16 protein-coding genes and 1 pseudogene are annotated in these 19,249 nt (G+C 61.2%); 11 read left to right on the forward strand and 6 right to left on the reverse strand.

Translation table 11 applies throughout. From position 1 onward, the window contains the following. The first annotated feature begins 35 nt into the window (after positions 1 to 35). Positions 36 to 791 carry a sulfate transporter CysZ gene (cysZ, locus tag P8H27_RS00485; protein ID WP_289634659.1) on the forward strand — a complete coding sequence of 252 codons (756 nt, stop codon included), beginning with the start codon at positions 36 to 38 and terminating at the stop codon, positions 789 to 791. A 151-nt stretch (positions 792 to 942) separates the two neighbouring features. Here cysZ and P8H27_RS00490 read toward each other — a convergent pair whose 3' ends face one another. From P8H27_RS00490 to P8H27_RS00505, 4 genes are all read right to left on the reverse strand, one after another. After that, positions 943 to 2,052: an NADH:flavin oxidoreductase gene (locus tag P8H27_RS00490; RefSeq protein WP_289634660.1), complete on the reverse strand. Its 1,110-nt coding sequence runs from the start codon at positions 2,050 to 2,052 to the stop codon at positions 943 to 945. A gap of 57 nt (positions 2,053 to 2,109) precedes the next feature. Further along, positions 2,110 to 2,703, reverse strand: coding sequence for a TetR/AcrR family transcriptional regulator (locus tag P8H27_RS00495; RefSeq protein WP_289634661.1), 594 nt, complete (start codon positions 2,701 to 2,703; stop codon positions 2,110 to 2,112). A gap of 182 nt (positions 2,704 to 2,885) precedes the next feature. After that, positions 2,886 to 3,368 carry a glutathione peroxidase gene (locus P8H27_RS00500; RefSeq protein WP_289634662.1) on the reverse strand — a complete coding sequence of 161 codons (483 nt, stop codon included), beginning with the start codon at positions 3,366 to 3,368 and terminating at the stop codon, positions 2,886 to 2,888. A gap of 169 nt (positions 3,369 to 3,537) precedes the next feature. Next, positions 3,538 to 4,023 (reverse strand): peptidylprolyl isomerase, encoded by a 486-nt coding sequence (locus tag P8H27_RS00505; protein WP_289634663.1) that lies wholly within the window; start codon positions 4,021 to 4,023, stop codon positions 3,538 to 3,540. Here P8H27_RS00505 and P8H27_RS00510 point away from each other — a divergent pair. From P8H27_RS00510 to P8H27_RS00525, 4 genes are all read left to right on the forward strand, one after another. Further along, the gene (locus P8H27_RS00510) at positions 4,022 to 4,351 is read left to right on the forward strand and encodes a DUF3565 domain-containing protein (protein WP_289634664.1); all 330 of its coding nucleotides are present in this window, start codon (positions 4,022 to 4,024) and stop codon (positions 4,349 to 4,351) included. The two genes, P8H27_RS00505 and P8H27_RS00510, sit on opposite strands and share 2 nt — an antisense overlap. Next, positions 4,352 to 5,539 carry an acetate kinase gene (locus tag P8H27_RS00515; protein ID WP_289634665.1) on the forward strand — a complete coding sequence of 396 codons (1,188 nt, stop codon included), beginning with the start codon at positions 4,352 to 4,354 and terminating at the stop codon, positions 5,537 to 5,539. 19 nt (positions 5,540 to 5,558) lie between these two features. Continuing rightward, complete coding sequence (gene pta, locus P8H27_RS00520) at positions 5,559 to 7,652, forward strand: phosphate acetyltransferase (RefSeq protein ID WP_289634666.1); 2,094 nt, start codon at positions 5,559 to 5,561, stop codon at positions 7,650 to 7,652. Between the two features lie 352 nt (positions 7,653 to 8,004). After that, positions 8,005 to 8,916, forward strand: coding sequence for an acyltransferase (locus P8H27_RS00525; RefSeq protein WP_289634667.1), 912 nt, complete (start codon positions 8,005 to 8,007; stop codon positions 8,914 to 8,916). Between the two features lie 101 nt (positions 8,917 to 9,017). Here P8H27_RS00525 and P8H27_RS00530 read toward each other — a convergent pair whose 3' ends face one another. Together P8H27_RS00530 and P8H27_RS00535 are read right to left on the reverse strand one after the other, a co-directional pair. Further along, positions 9,018 to 9,677, reverse strand: coding sequence for an OmpA family protein (locus P8H27_RS00530; RefSeq protein WP_289634668.1), 660 nt, complete (start codon positions 9,675 to 9,677; stop codon positions 9,018 to 9,020). A 113-nt stretch (positions 9,678 to 9,790) separates the two neighbouring features. Continuing rightward, positions 9,791 to 10,435 carry an MBL fold metallo-hydrolase gene (locus P8H27_RS00535; protein ID WP_289634669.1) on the reverse strand — a complete coding sequence of 215 codons (645 nt, stop codon included), beginning with the start codon at positions 10,433 to 10,435 and terminating at the stop codon, positions 9,791 to 9,793. A 371-nt stretch (positions 10,436 to 10,806) separates the two neighbouring features. Here P8H27_RS00535 and hsdR point away from each other — a divergent pair, with 371 nt between their 5' ends. From hsdR to P8H27_RS00565, 6 genes and pseudogenes are all read left to right on the forward strand, one after another. Beyond that, the gene (gene hsdR / locus P8H27_RS00540; protein WP_289634670.1) at positions 10,807 to 13,185 is read left to right on the forward strand and encodes an EcoAI/FtnUII family type I restriction enzme subunit R; all 2,379 of its coding nucleotides are present in this window, start codon (positions 10,807 to 10,809) and stop codon (positions 13,183 to 13,185) included. Between the two features lie 101 nt (positions 13,186 to 13,286). Further along, entirely contained in the window at positions 13,287 to 14,753 is a 1,467-nt protein-coding gene (locus tag P8H27_RS00545) for a class I SAM-dependent DNA methyltransferase (protein WP_289634671.1), read from the forward strand. A gap of 19 nt (positions 14,754 to 14,772) precedes the next feature. Further along, entirely contained in the window at positions 14,773 to 15,315 is a 543-nt protein-coding gene (locus P8H27_RS00550; RefSeq protein WP_289634672.1) for an endonuclease domain-containing protein, read from the forward strand. Then, positions 15,312 to 17,684, forward strand: coding sequence for a restriction endonuclease subunit S (locus P8H27_RS00555; RefSeq protein WP_289634673.1), 2,373 nt, complete (start codon positions 15,312 to 15,314; stop codon positions 17,682 to 17,684). The genes P8H27_RS00550 and P8H27_RS00555 overlap by 4 nt, the downstream gene beginning before the upstream one ends. 57 nt (positions 17,685 to 17,741) lie before the next feature. Next, a complete protein-coding gene (locus tag P8H27_RS00560; protein ID WP_289634674.1) occupies positions 17,742 to 18,740 on the forward strand; it encodes an Abi family protein in 999 nt (332 codons plus the stop codon). A gap of 345 nt (positions 18,741 to 19,085) precedes the next feature. Continuing rightward, positions 19,086 to 19,217, forward strand: a pseudogene (locus P8H27_RS00565) (transposase); the annotation flags it as partial. Positions 19,218 to 19,249 lie beyond the last annotated feature (32 nt).

Consider the following 19,249-nt stretch of genomic DNA (forward strand, 5'->3'; position numbering starts at 1 on the left):
AAGGTCGGCGCGACTTGCACCTCACGGAGATCCCCATGTCTGCCCCTGTACTGTCCGGCCCGCAATACCTCAGCGAAGGTCTGAAACTGGTGCTGAGCCCGGGTTTGCGGCTGTTCGTGCTATTGCCGTTGACGATCAACCTGATCCTGTTCGTCGCCCTGGTCGGTTTCGCCGTGCAGCAGTTCGGCGGTTGGGTGGATGTCTTTATGCCGAGCCTGCCGAGCTGGCTGAGCTTCCTCGAATACATCCTCTGGCCGCTGTTCGTGGTGCTGGTGCTGCTGATGGTGTTCTTCAGCTTCACCATGCTGGCCAATATCATCGCCGCACCGTTCAACGGTTTCCTCGCCGAGAAGGTCGAAGTGGTGGTGCGCGGCGAAGACTGCTTTCCGCCGTTCAGCTGGGCCGAGCTGCTGGCCATGGTGCCGCGCACCCTCGGCCGCGAGCTGCGCAAACTGGGGTATTTCCTCCCGCGCGCCATCGGCCTGCTGATCCTCACCTTCATTCCGCTGGTCAACCTGATTGCCGCCCCGCTGTGGCTGCTGTTCGGCGTCTGGATGATGGCCATCCAATACATCGATTACCCGGCGGACAACAACAAGATGAGCTGGCAGGACATGCTCGCCTGGCTGCGCGAGAAGCGCTGGCAGAGCCTGGGTTTCGGCGGCATCACCTACGCCGCGCTGCTGGTACCGGGGCTGAACATCCTGATGATGCCGGCGGCGGTGGCCGGCGCCACGCTGTTCTGGGTGCGCGAGGGGGGCGATAAAGCCGTCGGCATAACGCCACGCTAAGGTCATCTCCCAGCAGGCCGGCGTGGCGAGGCCAATGCGTCACGTCCAATGTCAGCGGCTTACTCCAGGCGGAAAAAAGCCCCGATGTGCCGGGGCGCGCAGCAATCCTGCGCCGGCATGCGGCGCAGCAGAGCAACCTTGAGCGAAACGCTTACACCAGGCTCATCAGCGCGGCGCGGCTGAACGGCAGGATGTCCGCCTCGCGGCCATCGCGCACCTTGAGTGCCCAGTCCGGGTCGACCAGCAGGGCGCGACCCACGGCGACCAGGTCGAACTCCTGCTTGTTCAGGCGCTCCAGCAGGTTCTCCAGGCTGGCCGGCTCGGCGACCTTGTCGGTGTTGACCATGAACTGCAGGAACTCGCCATCGAGGCCGACGCTGCCGACGGTGATGGTCGGCTTGCCGGTCAGTTGGCGGGTCCAGCCGGCCAGGTTGAGATCCGAGCCGGCGAACTCCGGCTCCCAGAAGCGCCGGGTCGAGCAATGGAAGATGTCCACGCCGGCATCGCTCAGCGGCTTGAGGAAGGCTTCCAGCGCTTCCGGGGTTTCCACCAGACGCGCGCTGTAGTCCTGCTGCTTCCACTGCGAGAAGCGGAAGATGATCGGGAAATCCGGGCCGACTGCGGCGCGTACCGCCTGGATCAGTTCGATGGCGAAGCGCGAACGCTGGGCCAGGTCGCCGCCGTACTCATCCGTGCGCTGGTTGCTGCCCGCCCAGAAGAACTGATCGACCAGGTAACCGTGGGCGCCGTGGATTTCCACGCCGTCCATGCCGATGCGCTGGGCATCCTTGGCGGCCTGGGCGAAGGCGGCGATCACCTCCTGGATATCCTCCGTGCTCATGCCATGCACCACGACATTGCCATCTTTGAGCTTGGCGCTCGGCCCATAACCCGGCACCGCGGCGTCCGGCTCGGTGCCGAGCTTGCGCACATTGCCCACGTGCCACAGTTGCGGCACTATCTTGCCGCCTTCGGCATGCACGGCCTCGACCACTTTCTGCCAACCGGCCAGGGCGTCTTCGCCGTAGAAACGCGGCACATTCGGGTAACCGTTGGCGGCCTTGTGCCCGACGGTGGTGCCTTCGCTGACGATCAGGCCGACGCCCGCCGCCGCGCGGCGACGGTAGTACTCGACGACCTTGCCGTTGGGTACGCCACCCGGCGAGAAGGAGCGGGTCATCGGCGCCATCACCACACGGCTTGGCAGCTCCAGGGCGCCGAGGTTGAAGGGTTGGAACAGGGCTTGTACCGGGGCGGTCATAATCTCTCCTCTAGCCGGCCAGGCGACCGGTCGTCTCATCAACAGCGGGTGAAAGAATCAGGCTTGCAACAGACGCTGCAAGCGCTGCAGAAAATCGTCCAGCACCTGGCTATTGCTCGCTACTTTCAGGCGGGTCAGTGCGCCCTGCCAGGCGCTGGCGATAAAGCTCGCCAGGTTGCTGCAATCCTCATCCATGGCCAGCTCGCCAGCGGCCTGGGCCTGCTCCAAACAATGCTGGAGGATGTCCGCCGAGCGCTGCAGGATGGCATCGATCTCGGCGCCGAGGCGCGGCGACAACTCGGCCATTTCGAAACTCAGACTGCCGATAAAACAGTGATATTCGCGTTTTTCCTGGTGGGCAAAGTGCCCCACCAGCTCTGCGTAATACCCCAGGATGCGCTCGCGCGGCGTCAGCGCCGGGTTGCCGAGCGCCTCGGCATAACGCTGCAAACGTGGGCCGTAGACCTGCTGCAAGGCCTGCACGGCGAAGTCTTCCTTGCTGGCGAAGTAGTGGTAGAAGGAGCCCTTGGGCACGCCGGCGGCCTGGACGATTTCCTGCACCCCGGCACCGTGATAACCGCGTCGGGTCATCACCTCGGCGCCTTTGGCGAGGATCAGCTCACGTTTGTCGAGTCGTTGGTTGGCGTTCATGCCGGCAAGGATATGACCGGTCGTCTCGCCCCGCCCAGCACTATTGATGGGCGTGATAAACGGTCACAGCGAAGGAAGAAGGGCCAGCCTGTCGCCCGGATAAGCCGCGGCACGCGGTGCAATCCGGGGCAGCGCCCCCGGATTGCGCCAAGGCTTATCCGGGCTACGGGATCTTAAGGTTTTCAGCCGAGGGCTTTTTCGATGGCCTGGATCAAGGCGGGGTCGTCCGGCGCAGTGCGTGGCGAGAAGCGTGCCAGCACCCGGCCATCGTGGCCGACCAGGAATTTCTCGAAATTCCAGGTGATGTCGCCGGGAAACTCCGCCCCCTCGCCGGCCAGCAGGCGGTACAGCGGATGACGATCATGACCATTGACTTCGATCTTGCTGCCCAGGGGAAAGCTCACCCCGTAGTTGAGGCTGCAAAACTCGCGAATCGCCTCTTCGCTATCGGGTTCTTGCCCGGCAAACTGGTTGCACGGCAGGCCGAGCACGCTGAAGCCTTGCGCGCGGTATTGCTGGTAAAGCTGCTCCAGCCCGGCGTACTGCGGAGTGAGCCCGCATTTGGAGGCGACGTTGACCACCAGTACCACCTGCCCCTTGAAGGGTGCCAGCGGCAGTTCCTGGCCATCCAGCGTACGCAGATTGAGGTCGTGAAAAGCACTCATGACTGGCTCCTTGAGAACGCTTCGAATGACACACGGGGGACAAAAAAGGCGCCTCTCTAAAGGCGCCTTTCTTTTTAACTCAGCTTAGCAGCCGATGGCGCAGTTGCTACGACCATAAGTCGTATTCAGCAAGCGGCCAGAATCTGATTCACGACATCGCGGCCGTGGATCAGTGGTGGTGACCACCTTCGCCATGCACGTGGCCATGAGCGACTTCTTCTTCGCTGGCGTCACGCACTTCGACCACTTTGACCTTGAAGTTCAGGCGCTGGCCGGCCAGCGGGTGGTTGCCGTCGACGATCACGTCGTCGCCTTCCAGGTCACGGATGGTGACGATCTGCATGCTGCCATCCGGGCCGGAGGCGTGAAACTGCATGCCGACTTCCAGCTCGTCGACGCCTTCGAACATGGTGCGGTTGAGCGTCGCGACCAGCTCGGCGCTGTACTCGCCATAGGCATCTTCCGGCTCGACGGAGACATCCAGCTCGTCACCGGCCTGCTTGCCCAGCAGGGCTTTTTCCAGACCGCCGATGATGTTGCCAGCGCCGTGCAAATAAACCAGCGGCGCGCCGCCAGCGGAGCTATCGATCACCTCACCGGCATCGTTGGTCAGGGTATAGTCGATAGAGACAGCCTTATTGGGGGCGATCAGCATGGGGCGAGACCTTCTGCATAGAAATAAAGAACGGACAAGTTTAACCAAGGGTGCGCGGGAAAGCGAACCCGGCCCTGACGGGCGGCCGAGCACGGCCTTAGTGCGACTGATTGATTTTAGTCAGGACGCTGACGGCCATAGGCTGGCAATCTTGTCGTGCGGCCATACTCAACATTTGCGCCATCTGCCGCCCTGGCAAAATCGCGCCTGGGTGCTCGACCCCATACAACGCAGTACACGCTTGGGCCAGCCGTTCACCTGCGGCTGGTGCATGGCAGCTGTCGAAGCCGACGCCGCCGACCCGAGCCAAACAGACAAGGAACGGTAAATGCCGGCTCGCAATATCCTGGTAATCAACTGCGGCAGCTCGTCGATCAAGTTCGCCCTGGTCAATGAAGCCCACTCGCAATTCGTCCTCAGTGGCCTGGCCGAACGCCTTGGCAGCCATGATGCGGTGCTGCACTGGCAGCGCGGCGGCGAGAAGGACAGCCTGATGATCGCCAACGGCGATCACCGTGCCGCCCTCGCCCAACTGTTGCCGCTGGTGCAGAGTGCCGCCGGCGGCAAGCTGCACGGTATCGGCCACCGCGTGGTGCATGGCGGCGAGCACTTCACCGCGGCCAGCCGCCTGGATGAAGCCACCCTGCACGCCATTCGCGCCACCGCGCCGCTGGCGCCGCTGCACAACCCGGCCAACCTGCTGGGCATCGAGGCGGCGATCAAGCTGTTCCCCACCCTGACCCAGGTGGCGGTGTTCGATACCGCGTTTCACCAGACCCTGCCCGAACATGCCTTTCGCTATGCGTTGCCGGACAACCTCTACCGCGAACACGGCGTACGCCGTTACGGCTTCCACGGCACCAGCCACCGCTACGTCAGCCATCGCGCCGCCGAACTGGCCGGCCTCTCGGTTGGCGACAGCAGTTGGCTGGTGGCCCACCTCGGCAACGGCTGTTCGAGCTGCGCCATCGTCAACGGCCAGAGCCGCGACACCAGCATGGGCCTGACCCCGCTGGAAGGCTTGGTGATGGGCACCCGCAGCGGCGATGTCGACCCCAACCTGCACAGCCACCTGGCGCGCACCCTGGGCTGGAGCCTGGAGCGCATCGACCAACTGCTGAACAAGGAAAGCGGCCTGCTCGGTCTGTCCGGGCTGTCCAACGACATGCGCAGCCTGGAGCAGGCCCGCGAACAGGGCCATGCCGGCGCCACCCTGGCCATCGAGGTATTCTGCTACCGCCTGGCCAAATCGCTGGCCGCCATGAGCTGCGCCCTGCCGCAGCTGGACGGGCTGATCTTCACCGGCGGCATCGGCGAAAATTCGCCGTTGATCCGCAGCAAGACCGTCGCCCACCTGAAACTGTTCAACCTGGCGCTGGACAAGGAGGCCAACGCCCGCACCATCCGCGGCGTGGCTGGCTCGATCCAGGCCTATGGCCACCCGCGCGTGCTGGTGGTGCCAACCAACGAAGAACGCCAAATCGCCCTCGACACCCTGGCCCTGCTCAACGCCTGAGCGCCGCATCGGAGAAAACATGCACAGCTTCTTTATCTCGCCCACCGGCTTTGGCGTCGGCCTCACCTCGATCAGCCTCGGCCTGGTCGGCGCCCTGCAGCGTGCCGGTCTCAAGGTCGGCTTCTTCAAGCCGATTGCCCAGCCCCACCATGGCGATGACGGCCCGGAACGCTCCAGCGAGCTGATCGCCCGCACCCATGGCTTGCACTCGCCCAAGCCGCTGGCCTTGGCGCATGTCGAGCGCATGCTTGGCGACGGCCAGCTGGACGAGCTGCTCGAAGAGATCATCAGCCTCTATCACCAAGCCGCCGCTGACAAAGACGTGGTCATCGTCGAAGGCATGGTGCCGACCCGTCAGGCCAGCTATGCCGCACGGGTCAACTTCCACCTGGCCAAGAGCCTGGACGCCGACATCATCCTGGTGTCGGCACCGGAACAGGAGAGCCTCAGCGAACTGTGCGACCGGGTGGAGATTCAGGCGCAAATGTTTGGCGGGCCGAAAGACCCGAAAGTGCTCGGTGTAATCCTCAACAAGGTGCGCAGCGAAGACGGTGTCGAGGCCTTTTGCGGACGCCTGCAGGAGTTCTCTCCGCTGCTCAAGAGCGACGATTTCCGCCTGCTCGGCTGCATTCCCTGGCAGGACGAATTGAACGCACCGCGCACCCGTGACATCGCCGAACTGCTCGAGGCCCGGGTACTCAATGCCGGCGACTACGAACAACGGCGCATGCTCAGAATCATGCTCTGCGCCCGCGCCGTGGCCAACACCGTGCAACTGCTCAAGCCCGGCACCCTGGTGGTGACCCCCGGCGACCGCGACGACATCATCCTCGCCGCCAGCCTGGCGGCAATGAACGGCATGCCGCTGGCCGGCCTGCTGCTGTGTAGCGACTTCGCCCCCGACCCGCGGATCATGGAGCTGTGCCGGGGCGCCCTGCAAAGCGGCCTGCCGGTAATGACGGTGAGCACCGGCTCCTACGACACCGCGACCAATCTCAACCGACTGAACAAGGAAATCCCGGTCGACGACAAGGAGCGCGCGCAGAAGGTCGCCGATTTCGTCGCCAGCCACATCGACCACGACTGGCTGCGCACCCGCTGCGGCACGCCACGCGAGCTGCACCTGTCGCCCTCGGCGTTCCGCTACCAACTGGTGCAACAGGCCAAGGCGGCGGACAAGCGCATCGTCCTGCCGGAGGGCAGCGAACCGCGCACGGTGAAGGCCGCCGCCATCTGCCAGGCTCGCGGCATCGCCCGCTGCGTGCTGCTGGCCAAACCGGACGAGGTTTACGCCGTGGCTCAGGCGCAGGGCATCGAACTGCCGTCTGGGCTGGAAATCCTCGACCCGGATCTGATCCGCGAACGCTATGTCGAGCCGATGATCGAACTGCGCAAGGGCAAGGGCCTCAACGCCCCGATGGCCCTGGCGCAACTGGAAGACAACGTGGTGCTCGGCACCATGATGCTGGCTCTGGATGAGGTCGATGGCCTGGTTTCCGGCGCCATCCACACCACGGCCAATACCATTCGCCCCGCGCTCCAACTGATCAAGACCGCGCCGGGCTACAACCTGGTGTCTTCGGTGTTTTTCATGCTGCTGCCGGATCAGGTGCTGGTCTACGGCGACTGCGCGGTCAACCCGGATCCGAGTGCCGCGCAGCTGGCGGAGATCGCCGTGCAAAGCGCCGCCTCGGCCACTGCCTTCGGCATCGAGCCACGGGTGGCCATGCTCAGCTACTCCACCGGCGACTCGGGCACCGGCGAGGAAGTGGAAAAAGTTCGCGAGGCCACGCGCCTGGCCAAGCGCATCAACCCGGATCTGCTGCTCGACGGCCCCCTGCAATACGACGCCGCCGCCATCGACAGCGTCGGTCGGCAGAAGGCACCGAACAGCCCGGTGGCCGGCCGCGCCACGGTGTTCGTGTTTCCCGACCTGAACACCGGCAACACCACCTACAAGGCGGTGCAACGCAGCGCCGACTGCATCAGCGTCGGCCCCATGCTGCAAGGGCTGCGCAAGCCGGTGAACGACCTCTCGCGCGGGGCGCTGGTCGACGACATCGTCTACACCATCGCCCTGACCGCGATCCAGGCGGCCAACTTGCCGGAGTAGCGGCCCTCTGACTCGCAGCCCTATAGCCATAGGCAAGGGCTGCGGCAGCGTCGGCGGATGGCGCATCCACCCTGGCCACATTTCGTAGCCCGGATGCAATCCGGGAGCTGGTCTTGCAGTCACTGAAGCCCCCGGATTGCGCCAAGGCTTATTCGGGCTACGGAGTGGACTTTTGCCGCCCGCAATAGCGACAACAGTAACGGCAGCCCCGCAAGATGACCGAGCGGTCAACCCCAGCACTTGCAGTCCAGTTTCCAGACGCTACCCTTGGCGCCGACCGACCCGCGGTGGAGAACCGCGGGCTCTCAACGACCCGGGGCATGCGTCCCCCTTTCTGGAGGCACGTGCCCCCATGCTGCATTTTCTGCCTGCTGCCCTGCGCGGCCTGATTGGCGCAAGTTTGCTGGCCTTGAACACCCTGTTCTGGTGCTGGCCGCTGTTTTTCATCGCGCTGCTCAAACTGCTGTTGCCCATCCCGGCGCTACAGCGCTGCCTGCGCGACCTCATGCATACGACCGCCGAAGCCTGGATTTCCACCAATAAATTCTGGATGAATCTGCTGTCGCAGACCCGCTGGCACATCCAGGGAATCGAGTGCTTCGACCAACGGCATAGCTACCTGGTGACGAGCAACCACCAGAGCTGGGTCGACATCTTGGTGCTGCAATACCAGCTCAATCGACGCATGCCGCTGCTCAAGTTTTTCCTCAAGCAGGAACTGATCTGGGTGCCGGTAATCGGCCTGTGCTGGTGGGCGCTGGAGTTTCCCTTCATGAAGCGCTTCAGCAAGGAATACCTGGCCAGGCACCCGGAGAAACGCGGCGAGGATCTGGCCACCACCCGCAAGGCCTGCGCGCGCTACAAGAGCAACCCGGTGTCGGTGTTCAATTTCCTCGAGGGCACGCGCTTCACCCCGGCCAAGCATGCCGCGCAGGACTCCCCGTTCCAGTACCTGCTCAAACCCAAGGCCGGCGGCATCGCTTTCGTACTCGACGCCATGGGCGAGCAATTGCACAGCCTGGTCAACGTCACCATCCATTACCCGCAGGGCAGTCCAGGCTTCTGGCAACTGCTCAGCGGCGAGATCGGCGACGTGGTGGTGAGCTTCAATAAATTGCCGATCCCGTCGGAATTCATCGGCAGGAACTACGATCAGGACGAAGCCTATCGCCAGCGCTTCCAGCAATGGGTCAACCGGTTGTGGCAAGACAAGGACGCCGAACTGGCCCGCCTGCACCAGCAATATGGGCCGCCACGCCACTGATATAGCGGATAAAAACGCCCGCTTACCACGACCGCTTCACTTCGTCTGGACAAGCAAAAAGGCCTCCTAGTACAGGAGGCCTTGGCGTATGAGGCGACTCGTTACTGCAGGGGACGCAGGTTGATCTCGACCCGACGATTCTGCGCACGCCCGGCTTCGCTGGCGTTGCTGGCGATCGGCTGGTTCGGCCCGGCACCGTAGGAGGAAATCCGCGCCGCCGCTATGCCATTGGCGGACAGGTAAGAGGCGACGCTCTGCGCGCGGCGATTCGACAGGTTCTGGTTCAGCTCCAGCGAACCGGTGCTGTCGGTGTGGCCGACGATGTCGATGCCGTTCTTGTCGAATTCCTTGAACACCGTGACCAGGGAATTGAGGGTCGGGTAGAAGCCGCTGGAAATATCCGCCGAGTTGCTGGCGAAGGTGATGTTGCCCGGCATGATCAACTTCAGGTCATCGCCATTGCGCTGCACCTGCACACCCGTGCCCTGCAGGGTCTGGCGCAGCTTGGCTTCCTGGGTGTCGACGTAATAGCCATAGCCACCGCCTGCGGCGCCGCCCACTGCCGCGCCGATCAAGGCGCCTTTGGCCCGGTCTTTCTTGCTCGAAGTGGCCGCCCCGATCACGGCGCCGGTTACCGCGCCAACACCGCCGTAGATACCGGCTTTACCGGCTTCACGCTCGCCGGTGTAGGGGTTGGTGGTACAGCCGGCCAGGAGGGTAATGCCAGCTGCTGCAAATGCCAGGTTGCGCCATTTAGTCATGGTTGTTCCCTTGTTTTTCCGTGTTATGACAGATTTCAAACCAGGGTTTCGAACCTGGCTCGGACGTGAAGTTCCTCATCAGCTTAGCAAGCTCCGTCGCGCGGCATTGGCCGTCATGCCCGCACGAATGGGTTTTCGCGCATCTCCTCGGCCAACTGGGTATCCGGCCCGTGACCGGTGACCACCGTGGCCTCTTCGTCCAGGCGGTACAGGCGCTGCTTGATCGAACGCTCGATGGTCGGGTAGTCGCCGCCCCACAGGTCGGTACGGCCGATGCCACGCTTGAACAGGGTATCGCCGGCGATCAGCAGCTTGTCCCGGGGGAACCAGAAGCTCATCGAACCCGGCGTATGCCCCGGCGTGTGCAACGCCACCCCGCAACCGCAGTCCAGCGCCTGATCGTCGACCAACCACTGATCGGGGGCCGGCACCGGCACATAGGGCACGCCGAACATGCGGCACTGCATCTCCAGGTTGTCCCAGAGGAACTGATCGTCCTTGTGCAGGTGCAGGGTCGCGCCGGTCTTCTCCTTCATCTGCCCGGAGGCGAGGAAGTGATCCAGATGGGCGTGGGTGTGAATGATACTGACCACCTTGAGGCCATGGGCTTCGAGGCGCGCCATGATCAACTCGGGATTGCCACCGGGATCGACCACAATGGCCTTTTTGGTCACCGGGTCGCCGATGATCGTGCAGTTGCACTGCAAAGGCCCGACGGGGAAGGTTTCGCGGATTAGCGCGGGTTTGGCGGGTTCCATAGAGGCTCCAACAGGTTGAATGGCACATTTGCGGCACGCTCGGCATGAAAAACGCTAAGCGAAGAAGACCCTATCAGCGGCCTGCCCAAATCAGCTGTAAAGGGTGACCCCAACAGACCCGCACATTCAATAGCCAGAAGGCAATCCTTGCTCGTGCATGCCTGCTTGCCTGCTTGCCTGCTTGCCGGCCGGCCGGCGGCAACGACCGTCCAGCCAACTGAAAGTCGCAAGACAAAAATGGAGAGTGTTCACCCCCCCCTGGGCAAGACGCCCCGCCCAATCAACGCCAAACAAGGTACATTTACGCCCATCGAGCACGATCAGCAGTGCCGGCATGGAGCGACCAGGCCGGCTTGAAGGGAATTGGGGTTATGGACAAAAAGTCGCTTTCCGAGCGGGACATCTGCAGCAAGTACATCGCCCCAGCCGTCCAGCAAGCCGGTTGGGACATGCACCAGCAGGTACGCGAGGAAGTCAGCTTCACCAAGGGCCGCATCATCGTCCGCGGCAAGCTGCACAGCCGGGGCGAATCGCGCCGTGCCGACTTCATCCTCTACCACCAGGCCAACCTGCCGCTTGCCGTGATCGAGGCGAAGGACAACAAGCACTCCGTGGGCTCCGGCATGCAGCAGGCGCTGGGCTATGCCGAGGCGCTGGATGTGCCTTTCGTGTTCTCCAGCAATGGCGATGGTTTCCTGTTCCACGACCGCAGCGGCACAGGCGGCCAGACCGAAACCGAACTCAGCCTCGACCAGTTCCCCGGCCCGGATGAACTCTGGCAGCGTTACTGCCAGTGGAAGGGCCTGGACGACCAGGCCCAGCACAAGATCGCCGCGCCCTACTACAACGACGGTTCCAGCCGAACACCGCACTACTACCAGATGAACGCCATCAACCGCACGGTCGAAGCCGTGGCACGCGGGCAGGATCGCGTGCTGCTGGTCATGGCCACCGGCACCGGCAAGACCTACACCGCCTTCCAGATTATCTGGCGGCTGTGGAAGTCCAAGCAGAAGAAACGCATCCTGTTTCTCGCCGACCGCAATATCCTGGTCGACCAGACCAAGAACAACGACTTCAAGCCGTTCGGCCAGGCGATGACCAAGATCGCCAAACGCCAGATCGACACCTCCTACGAGATCTACCTGTCGCTCTATCAGGCCGTCACCGGCGCTGAAGATGAGATGAACGTCTACAAGCAGTTCTCCCGCGACTTCTTCGACCTGATCGTGATCGATGAATGCCACCGCGGCAGCGCCGCCGAAGACTCCGCCTGGCGCGAGATTCTCGACTATTTCGCCAACGCCACCCACGTCGGCCTCACCGCCACGCCGAAGGAAACCAAAGAGGTGTCGAGCATCACCTACTTCGGCGAGCCGGTGTACAGCTACACCCTTAAGCAGGGCATCGAAGACGGCTTCCTCGCGCCCTACAAGGTGGTGCGCATCGACTTCGACAAAGACCTGCAAGGCTGGCGGCCGCCCAAGGGCATGCTCGACAAGCATGGCGAGCTGATCGAAGACCGTATCTACAACCTCAAGGACATGGATCGCACCCTGGTCATCGAGGCGCGCACCCAACTGGTGGCGCAGAAGGTCAGCGAGTTCCTCAAGGCCACCGATCCGTTCCAGAAAACCATCGTCTTCTGCGACGACATCAACCACGCCGAGCGCATGCGCCAGGCCCTGGTCAACCTCAACCCGGAGCGCGTGGCCGAGAATCGCAAGTACGTTATGCGCATCACCGGCGATGAGCAGGAAGGCAAGGCCGAGCTGGATAACTTCATCAACCCTGAAGAGCGCTACCCGGTCATCGCCACCACCAGCAAGCTGATGACCACCGGCGTCGATGCGCAGACCTGCAAGCTGATCGTGCTCGACCAGCACATCAAGTCGATGACCGAGTTCAAGCAGATCATCGGTCGCGGCACCCGCATCAACGAGGACTACGGCAAGTACTGGTTCACCATCATGGACTTCAAAAAGGCCACCGAGCTGTTTGCCGACTCGGCCTTCGATGGCGATCCGGTTGTGATTTACGAGCCAGGGTCAGACGAGTCACCCGTGCCGCCCGACGAGGAATCTTCCCCCGGCCCCCTCTTTGGTAAAGAGGGGGAGCAGTTGATAGCGGACGACCTTCCCCCCTTCGCAGAAGGGGGGATCGAGGGGGGATTGCGGCGCATCAAGTACGTCATCGACAGCATCCCGATCTACGTCATCGCCGAGCGCGTGCAGTATTACGGCCCGGACGGCCGACTGATCACCGAGTCGCTGCACGATTACACCCGCGCCTGCGTGCAAAAGCAGTTCGCCTCGCTGGATGACTTCCTGCGCCGTTGGAGTGATGCCGAGCAGAAGAAGGCCATCATCGACGAAATGGCCGCCCAAGGCGTGATGTGGGAAGCCCTCGCCGAAGAAGTGGAAAAGCAGCAGGGCAAGCCGCTAGATCCCTTCGACCTGATCTGCCACGTCGCATTCGACCAGCCGGCCCTGTCGCGCCGCGAGCGCGCCGAGCAGGTGAAAAAGCGCAACTACTTCGCCAGGTATTCCGGCGCCGCCCGCCAGGTGCTGGAAGCCCTGCTGGATAAATACGCCGACACCGGCATCGAGCATATCGAGGACATCAAAATCCTCCAACTCGACCCGTTCAGCCAGATTGGTGCGCCCATCGAGTTGGTCAAGGCCTTTGGCGGCAAGGCTGGCTACAACAAGGCCATCCACGAACTGGAAGACGAGCTTTACGCCAGTTAGCAGAACTGGATCGTAGGGTGGGCAACGGCGCAGCCTTGCCCACCATCATCAGCCAATCCCGATACAATCCCCCGCTTTGCCGCACCTGCCGAGAATTCGTTATGTCGATCAGCTCCACCATCAAATCCATCCAGGACATCATGCGCAAAGACGTCGGCGTCGACGGCGACGCCCAGCGCATCGGCCAGCTGGTCTGGCTGCTGTTCCTGAAGATTTTCGATGACCGCGAGCTGGAATGGGAGCTGATGGACGACAGCTACCGCTCGCCCATCCCCGAGAGCTGCCGCTGGCGCACCTGGGCCGCCGACCCGGAAGGCATGACCGGCGACGACCTCAAGGGTTTTATCGACAACAACCTGTTCCCCCAGCTGCAGAACCTGCACGAGTACAGCAACACGCCGTCGGCCTTCGTGGTGCGCAGCGTGTTCGAGGACGCCTACAACTACATGAAGTCCGGCCAGTTGCTGCGCCAGGTGGTCAACAAGATTCAGCAAGGCGTGGACTTCAACAAGGCCCAGGAGCGCCACGAGTTCGGCAACCTCTACGAGCAACTGCTGCGCGACCTGCAGAACGCCGGCAACGCCGGCGAGTTCTACACCCCGCGTCCGGTCACCGAATTTATGGTGCGCATGGTCGACCCCAAGCTGGAGGAAAAGGTCATGGATCCGGCCTGCGGCACCGGCGGCTTCCTCACCTGCGCCATCGAGCACAAGCGCAGCCGCTATGTGAAAACCGCCGAGGACGAACGCACCCTGCAGGCCAGCATCTTCGGCGTGGAGAAGAAGCCGCTGCCGCACCTGCTGGCCACCACCAATATGATCCTGCACGGCATCGAAGTGCCCAGCCAGATCCGCCACGACAACACCCTGAGCAAACCGCTGATCAGCTGGAGCCCGAACGAGCGCGTGCACTGCATCGTCGCCAACCCGCCGTTCGGCGGCATGGAAGAAGACGGCATCGAAACCAACTTCCCCGCCGCCTTCCGCACCCGCGAAACCGCCGACCTGTTTCTGCTGCTGATCATGCAGCTGCTTAAAGACGGTGGCCGCGCCGCCGTGGTGCTGCCCGATGGTTTTCTGTTTGGCGAAGGCATCAAAAGCCGCATCAAGGAAAAGCTGCTCACCGAGTGCAACCTGCACACCATAGTTCGCCTGCCCAATGGCGTGTTCAACCCCTACACCGGCATCAAGACCAACCTGCTGTTCTTCACCAAGGGCACGTCGACCAAACAGGTGTGGTTCTACGAACACCAGTACCCGGCCGGAGTGAAGAACTACTCCAAGACCCGGCCCATGCGTATCGAAGAGTTCGCCGTGGAGCAAGCCTGGTGGGGCAGCGAAGCCGATGGTTTTGCCGCACGGAAAGAGAACGAGTTTGCCTGGCAGGTCGGCGTCGAAGAGCTGCAGGCGCGCAACTGGAACCTCGACTGCAAGAACCCGCATATCGGCGAACAGATCAGCCACGACCCGAACCAGCTGCTGCGCAACTACGCCAAGCTGCAAGATGAAATCGGCGAGCTGCGCGACCAGCTCAAGACGGTGCTGGCCGAAGCCCTGGAAAGACCATGAACACTCAAGGATGAGCAACATGCTGCCCTACAACCGCAACCTGAAGCCCTTGGCCCGCGATCTGCGCAGCAACATGACCGAGGCCGAACAGCGGCTCTGGTCTCGACTCAGACGCAAACAGGTATTGGATCTGCAGTTCTATCGCCAGAAACCCTTGGCCGGCTATATCGCCGACTTTTACTGCGCAGCGGCCAAGCTGGTCATCGAACTGGATGGGGCACAACACCTCGAAACGGCTGCACAAGAACGGGACCAGCAACGAACCGCTGCCCTGCAAAAGCTCGGACTGCAGGTAATCCGTTTCGATAACCGTCAGGTTTTACTTGAGTTGGAAGATGTAATGAGCGTGATTTTTGCTGAAGTAGCAAAAGCAATCCCCCCCTGCCCCCCTTTTTCAAAGGGGGGAGACAAGCAGCCTGATGCCGCTCCCGGCACCAGCGTACTGCCAGGCCGCACGCAGCCCTCATCAACCGACGCAGAACCCCATCCCCCCCTTTGCAAAAGGGGGGCTAGGGGGGATTCGCCTTTAGCTGCCACACCTGACGCCGGTGAAACAGCATGACTGCTTTGCTCACCGACAATCTGCCGCTGCTGGCAGGCAGCCCCAATGGCATCAAGAAGCTGCGCGAACTGATTCTGGAGCTGGCCGTGCGCGGCAAGCTGGTGCCGCAAGATTCCAGCGAAGAACCGGCCAGTGAGTTGCTTAAGCGGATTGCCGAGGAAAAGGCTCGGTTGGTGGCTGAGGGTAAGATCAAGAAGCAGAAGCCGCTGGCGTCGATAGCCGAGGAAGAAAAGCTATTTGAGTTACCCATGTCTTGGGTGTGGGGGCGTCTTGGCGAAATCACTTTAAAAATAACGGATGGAACACACCACTCGCCCACAAATACCCCGAGTGGTGATTACAAATACATCTCAGCAAAGAATATCAAGTCATGGGGTATCGATCTGACAGGGGTCACTTATGTGACCAATGAAATCCATCAGGAGATTTTTTCTCGTTGTGACCCAAGTAAAGGCGACGTCCTGTATATCAAAGATGGCGCGACCACTGGCGTAGCAACAATTAACTCGCTGGACGAGCCGTTCAGCATGCTATCCAGCGTGGCGCTACTCAAACCCAGCGGCGGACTGCATAACGAGTACATGCTGAAAGCGATAGTCTCGCCGGTTTTCTATCGCGAAATGCGTGCTGGTATGACGGGCGTGGCAATCACTCGCGTGACGCTAGCCAAGCTAAATAATGCAGTCATCCCGCTACCGCCGCTCGCCGAACAACACCGCATCGTCGCCAAAGTCGATGAACTGATGGCCCTGTGCGACCGCCTGGAAGCCCAGCAGACCGACGCCGAAAGTGCCCACGCCCAACTGGTACAAGAGCTGCTCGACAGCCTGACCCAAGCCAGCGACGCCTCCGACTTCGCTGCCAACTGGCAACGCCTGGCCGAACACTTCGACACCCTGTTCACCTCCGAACCCAGCATCGACGCCCTCAAACAAACCCTGTTGCAGCTGGCCGTGGTGGGCAAACTGGTTCCGCAAGACCCCAGTGATGAATCGGCGAGTTGCTGGCTTGGCCGAATTGAAAGTGAAAAAGCTCAGTTGATTGAAGCCGGTCTACTGAAAAAAACGAAGAGCGCTCTGGACGTAGGCAGAAGCGAAGGCACTCCCGAACTTCCAGACTCATGGCGCTGGGTAACACTCAACGCGATCACATTGGGAATGGACTCTGGCTGGAGTCCGGCTTGCGAGCAAAATCCGTCACCAAAAAATGACATTTGGGGTGTGCTCAAGACAACTGCAGTGCAGGTTATGCAATATCGTCAGGATGAGAACAAAGAGCTTCCCTCTCACCTTGAGCCTAGACCTGATGCAGAGGTGAAGGCTGGGGACATTCTTTTTACTCGTGCAGGCCCGACCAATAGAGTGGGTATCTCTTGCTTAGTCGCAAGCACCAGACCCAAGCTAATGATTTCGGACAAGATCATCCGCTTCCATCCGGTTGAGGCAGGGGCATATGGACGCTATATAGCTCTATGTCTAAATACTGGGAGTACAGCAAGGTACTTGGAGTCAGCCAAGTCCGGCATGGCTGCCAGCCAAGTGAATATTTCACAGGAGAAATTGAAGCTCGCACCTATTCCGCTGGCCCCTCTGCCAGAACAACAGCGCATCGTCGCCAAAGTCGATCAACTAATGGCCCTCTGCGACCGACTAAAAACCCGCCTAACCCAGGCCCGCCAACTGAACGAACAGCTGGCCAGCACCCTGGTCGAACGCGCCCTTGCCGATGATCGCCAGCAGGCACCCGTCACCACGGATCAAAAAGTCGCCCGCACCCTACTCGCTGCCGAAATAACTCACCGCCTCCACAGCCAACGCACCTTCGGCCAGCGCAAACTGCAGAAGGTGATTTACCTGGCCGAGCATGCGGCCAGGCTTGCCGCCGTACAGGGTAACTACTTGCGCGATGCAGCCGGCCCCCATGATCGTCAACTGATGAATCAGGTCGAGAACGAGCTATGCAACCGCCAGTGGTACGAGTGCGTCGACCGCGAAACCTTTGGCCATGCCTACCGTCCGCTTTCCCAGGCAGGGCAACATCGGCAGGCGTATGACAGCGCCTGGTCGACTGCCGAGCGGGCCACCATTGAGCGGGTCGTCGACTTGATGCGGGACTGGGATACGGATCGCTGCGAAATGACCGTAACGCTCTACGCCGCCTGGAACGACTTTATCCTCGAAGGCCGCCCGGTTACCGATGAGGCCATCGTCGACGAAGTTATGCATAGCTGGAACGACGCCAAGCTGCGCTTCGGCAAGAACGAATGGCTGGCAGTGCTCGCCAAGATGAAGAAGCAGGAAATCCTGACGCCCACCGGCTTTGGCCAACGCACCACGGGCGGTATGCTCAGCTTGCCCGGTTTCGAATAGCCAAAGGGCAATCAGGACGGCGAGGAGAAAGCGGCAGATGCTCAAGGTCATTTTCAAATGATACCCGGCTATCCAAAACCCTGGAAAAGCTACCAGGAGCAGCTCGATCAGCTCATCGCTCGCGGCATGGGTGTCACAGACAACGCCAGGGCCCTGGACTACCTAGAGCGCATCGGCTACTACCGGCTGAGCGGTTACTGGTACCCATTCCGCGAACGCGTCGACCTCTGCCTGCTCGATCCACAGACCAATGCCAAGCCGAAAAAGGTCAAAGTTGAGCGGCTGCCGCTGGATGAATTCAAACCTGGAACGACCTTTCAGAACGCCGTAGACCTTTATGTATTCGACAAGAAATTGCGACTGCTCGTCCTGGATGCGCTGGAGCGTATCGAAATTGCCCTGCGCGTCGACATCTCCCATGGCCTTGGCAAGCACCATAAGTTCTCCTACCTGAAGCCGGAGCTGTTTCACCAAAGCTTCTCCGGCAAGCTGGATAGTAAGACAGGGCTGACCAAACATCATGGCTGGTTGAGCAAGCATGCAGCGCTTATCAACCGCTCAAACGAAGACTTCATCCGTCACAACAAGGACAAATACGGATTGCCTTTGGCCGTTTGGGTCGCCTGCGAAGTGTGGGATTTTGGAACTCTATCAACGCTTTTCAGTGGCATGACCGAAGCAGACCAGGACTCCATTGCCAAGCAATATGAAGTCAGTAATGGCCGCATTTTCGCCACATGGCTGCATAGCCTGAACTATCTACGTAACGTATGTGCCCATCACAGCCGGCTGTGGAACAGAAACGTTGTTGTATACCCTCGCCTGCCATCGACAGAAGAAACTCCTGCATTGAGCCCCTTTCAGGAGGCACGTCAGCGCAAACCTTTCGTTCTGTTAGTAATCATTCTGCAACTGATGAAGGTCATCAACCCGGCATCTAGCTGGGGGCAAAGACTGAAAACGCTAATGGAGCAGGACTTCCCAGACCTGAGCCACCTAGGTCTCGATCTGAAAGGCATGGGCGCACCAGAAAGCTGGCAGACACTCGATTGGTAAACTGCAGGCAATAAAAAACCCCTGAGCAATCTCGGCACCGAAGCGCTTCAACCGACAGGGGTCGTGTTGCTGCCAATTATAGGCAGCTGCGCCATTGCGTCAACCGCCGCCGGGCGTCAAAAGCTGGCTGACCTTACTCGCACTGTGCCGACATTCGGCTCTACGCCGCAGCTCAGCGCACATCCAGATGGAGGCATCGTGCATGTCCCTTTTTAGCACCTCCAGCTCTTCGGCCGTCAACGGCCTGGGGTGGTTGTCTTGCGGCTGCCCCCGGTGTCAGGCCAGTGGTCGCCTGAGCCGACTTATCAAAACGATAGATCGGAGGCGTCAAAGAGAGCGGTAAGGTCGCGTTATTCACCTGAGCGTAAAGCTGCCCTTATCCGTAAATTACTGCCGCCACAAAACATGTGCGTGGCCGAGTTGTCGCGTCAAGAAGGCATCTCCCACGCCACCCTGCATGCTTGGCGCACCAAGCTCGGACAGATAAGGGCGCAGAGTTACTATCTGTA

Source organism: Pseudomonas sp. sp1636 (assembly GCF_030376615.1).
Lineage (GTDB): Bacteria > Pseudomonadota > Gammaproteobacteria > Pseudomonadales > Pseudomonadaceae > Aquipseudomonas.

Bases quoted from the DNA above. Each gene is read 5' to 3' on its own strand.
- P8H27_RS00515 (WP_289634665.1), top strand. From the start codon at position 4,352: ATGCCGGCTCGCAATATCCTGGTAATCAACTGCGGCAGCTCGTCGATC.
- pta (WP_289634666.1), top strand. From the start codon at position 5,559: ATGCACAGCTTCTTTATCTCGCCCACCGGCTTTGGCGTCGGCCTCACC.
- P8H27_RS00560 (WP_289634674.1), top strand. From the start codon at position 17,742: ATGATACCCGGCTATCCAAAACCCTGGAAAAGCTACCAGGAGCAGCTC.
- P8H27_RS00495 (WP_289634661.1), bottom strand. From the start codon at position 2,703: ATGAACGCCAACCAACGACTCGACAAACGTGAGCTGATCCTCGCCAAA.
- P8H27_RS00550 (WP_289634672.1), top strand. From the start codon at position 14,773: ATGCTGCCCTACAACCGCAACCTGAAGCCCTTGGCCCGCGATCTGCGC.
- P8H27_RS00535 (WP_289634669.1), bottom strand. From the start codon at position 10,435: ATGGAACCCGCCAAACCCGCGCTAATCCGCGAAACCTTCCCCGTCGGG.
- P8H27_RS00555 (WP_289634673.1), top strand. From the start codon at position 15,312: ATGACTGCTTTGCTCACCGACAATCTGCCGCTGCTGGCAGGCAGCCCC.
- P8H27_RS00505 (WP_289634663.1), bottom strand. From the start codon at position 4,023: ATGCTGATCGCCCCCAATAAGGCTGTCTCTATCGACTATACCCTGACC.
- P8H27_RS00545 (WP_289634671.1), top strand. From the start codon at position 13,287: ATGTCGATCAGCTCCACCATCAAATCCATCCAGGACATCATGCGCAAA.
- P8H27_RS00530 (WP_289634668.1), bottom strand. From the start codon at position 9,677: ATGACTAAATGGCGCAACCTGGCATTTGCAGCAGCTGGCATTACCCTC.
- P8H27_RS00525 (WP_289634667.1), top strand. From the start codon at position 8,005: ATGCTGCATTTTCTGCCTGCTGCCCTGCGCGGCCTGATTGGCGCAAGT.
- cysZ (WP_289634659.1), top strand. From the start codon at position 36: ATGTCTGCCCCTGTACTGTCCGGCCCGCAATACCTCAGCGAAGGTCTG.
- P8H27_RS00500 (WP_289634662.1), bottom strand. From the start codon at position 3,368: ATGAGTGCTTTTCACGACCTCAATCTGCGTACGCTGGATGGCCAGGAA.
- hsdR (WP_289634670.1), top strand. From the start codon at position 10,807: ATGGACAAAAAGTCGCTTTCCGAGCGGGACATCTGCAGCAAGTACATC.
- P8H27_RS00510 (WP_289634664.1), top strand. From the start codon at position 4,022: ATGGGGCGAGACCTTCTGCATAGAAATAAAGAACGGACAAGTTTAACC.
- P8H27_RS00490 (WP_289634660.1), bottom strand. From the start codon at position 2,052: ATGACCGCCCCGGTACAAGCCCTGTTCCAACCCTTCAACCTCGGCGCC.